The organism is Pseudomonas sp. UBA6315 (genome assembly GCF_002438125.1).
Classification (GTDB): Bacteria; Pseudomonadota; Gammaproteobacteria; order Pseudomonadales; family Pseudomonadaceae; genus Aquipseudomonas; species Aquipseudomonas faucium.
In genome coordinates this window covers 1-2,641 of sequence record NZ_DJTF01000046.1, presented here as the reverse complement: position 1 = coordinate 2,641, position 2,641 = coordinate 1, and the positions used below count along the sequence as shown (strand labels likewise).

1 protein-coding gene and 2 pseudogenes are annotated in these 2,641 nt (G+C 66.1%); all 3 read left to right on the top strand.

What is annotated here, in order from left to right; all coding sequences use genetic code 11:
- Positions 1-544: pseudogene (gene adh, locus B3E94_RS05820) on the top strand (aldehyde dehydrogenase); the annotation flags it as partial.
- A gap of 121 nt (positions 545-665) precedes the next feature.
- Positions 666-1,691, top strand: a pseudogene (locus tag B3E94_RS25500) (HAMP domain-containing protein); the annotation flags it as partial.
- Between the two features lie 144 nt (positions 1,692-1,835).
- Positions 1,836-2,549, top strand: a complete 714-nt coding sequence (locus B3E94_RS25495) for a methyl-accepting chemotaxis protein (RefSeq protein ID WP_371872017.1) — start codon at positions 1,836-1,838, stop codon at positions 2,547-2,549.
- Positions 2,550-2,641 lie beyond the last annotated feature (92 nt).

Sequence of the window (2,641 nt, the reverse complement as noted above, 5' to 3'; positions counted from 1 at the left end):
GCAGATCAAGCGCGGCGACCCGCTGGACACCGACACCATGGTCGGCGCCCAGGCCTCGCAGCAGCAGTTCGAGAAGATCCTCTCGTACCTGCAGATCGCCCAGGACGAAGGCGCCGAGCTGCTCACCGGCGGCAAGGTGGAGAAGCTCGAAGGCGCGCTGGCCACCGGTTACTACATCCAGCCGACGCTGCTCAAGGGCAACAACAAGATGCGCGTGTTCCAGGAAGAAATCTTCGGCCCGGTGGTCAGCGTCACCACCTTCAAGGACGAAGCCGAAGCCCTGGCCATCGCCAACGACACCGAGTTCGGCCTTGGCGCCGGGGTGTGGACCCGCGACATCAACCGCGCCTACCGCATGGGCCGCGGCATCAAGGCCGGCCGCGTATGGACCAACTGCTACCACCTGTACCCGGCGCATGCCGCGTTCGGTGGCTACAAGAAGTCCGGCGTGGGGCGTGAAACCCACAAGATGATGCTCGACCACTACCAGCAGACCAAGAACCTGCTGGTGAGCTACGACATCAACCCGCTGGGCTTCTTCTAAACCGCGTCGCGCCCTTCGCGGGGCAAGCCCGCTCCCACACAGGTTTTGCAGTGCAACTGCCACTGTGGGAGCGGGCTTGCCCCGCGAAGAGGCCGGCACTTTTCTGCAGTCGGAACCGCCAATGAAAATCCGTTACAAGGTCAGCCTCGCGGCTGCCTGTGTGCTGTGCGTCACCACCAGCCTGCTGTCCCTGGCCCAGGTCAGCCAGGTGCGCAGCCTGCTGCGCGACCAGGTGCAGGCGAGCATCGTCGAAACCAGCACTGCCGTGGCCCGGCAGATCGAAAACTGGCTCAACGGCAAACTCCACCTGATGGACCTGGCCGCCCAGGCGATCGACAGCCAGTACAGCCCGCAAACCACCCAGCGCATTTTCGACTCGCCCCTGCTCAAGGATGAGTTCAAGCTGGTGTTCGGCGCCCTCGACGCCGATGGCAAACCCATCAAGAACACCTCCTCGTGGAACCCCAAGCCCGATTACGACGGGCGCACCCGCCCCTGGTACGCCAGCGGCAAGGGCGCAGCCCAGGCGGTGCTGACCGACCCCTACAAAGACTCCACCAGCGGCGAGATCCTGATTTCGGCAGTCGCCCGGATCAGCGACGCCGGCCGCCCGCTCGGCGTGTTCGGCGGCGACATTCGCCTGACCCAGGTGGCCGAGGCCATCAACACCCTGGACTTCGGCGGCGCCGGCTATGCGTTCCTGCTGAACAAGAACGGCAAGATCATTTCCCACCCCGACGCCACCCTCAACGACCAGCCCTACAACGCGCTGTTCGGCGGCACCGCGCCCGCTCTCGAAGGCCGCCTGCAGGGCATCGACAGCGCCGGCAAGGCCCTGCTGGTGTCGTTCGTCCCACTCACCGGGCTCAAGGGCATGGACTGGTACATCGGCGTGGTGCTGGACCAGGACATCGTCATGGCCGCCGCCCATACGCTGACCTGGCGGGCGGTCATCGGCACCGCCCTGGGCGTGCTGCTTAGCCTGCTGGTGCTGGGCGTGCTGGTGCGCCGCCTGCTCTGGCCGATGGACCGCCTCAAGCAGTCGCTGGAAGACATCAACCGCGGCGAAGGCGACCTGACCCGTGAGCTGCAGGTGGCCGGCAACGACGAAGTGGCGCTGGTCTCGCGGGAGTTCAACCACCTGCTGGCCAACCTCAAGACGCTCATCGGCGAGGTCAAGGGCCGCTCGCAGCAGGTGCGTGAAAGCTCCACGGCGACCTCCAGCGCAGCCGACCAGTCCGCCAGCCGGGTGCAGCTGCAGTTGCAAGAGCTCGACCAACTGGCCACGGCCATGGCCGAGATGGCGGCGACTGCCGAAGACGTCGCGCGCAATGCCCAGGCCGCAGCCGAAGCCGCGCTGGTGGCCACCGAGCAGACCCACGGCGGGGTCGCCCTGGTGTCGCGCTCCACCGGGGCCATCAAGCGCCTGGCCGACGAAATGAACGACACCGGCCACGCCATCAACGAGCTGTCGATGCTCAGCCAGCGCATCGAATCGATCGTGGCGGTGATCACCAGCATTGCCGACCAGACCAACCTGCTCGCGCTCAATGCCGCCATCGAGGCGGCGCGGGCCGGCGAGTCGGGCCGCGGCTTTGCCGTGGTGGCCGATGAAGTGCGCTCGCTGGCCTCGCGCACGCAGCAGTCCACCCAGGAAATCCGCGAGATGATCGACCAGCTGCAAAGCGGCGTGAAGCACGCCCAGGGGCGCATGCAGCAAAGCCGCGAAAGCGCCGGCAAGACGGCCGAGGATGCGCATGCCGCCAACCAGACCCTGGAGCGCATCCGCGAGGCGATCCAGCGCATCAACGACATGACCCTGCAAATTGCCGCCGCCGCCGAGCAGCAGAGCGTCACCAGCGAAGAGATCAACCGCAACACCACCACCATCCGCGACATCAGCCTGGCGGTTTCCGGCAGCGCCGACCAACAGGTGCTGCAGTGCTCGCAGATGGTCGAACAGGTCGGCCAGCAGGATCGCCTGCTCAGCCGCTTCAAGATCTGAGGCGCGGCCTGTGACCGATAACAACAACCCTTGCACAGAGGTAACCAAGATGAGTGCAGCGCACCTGTACCCCGTTCGTCCCGAGGTTGCGG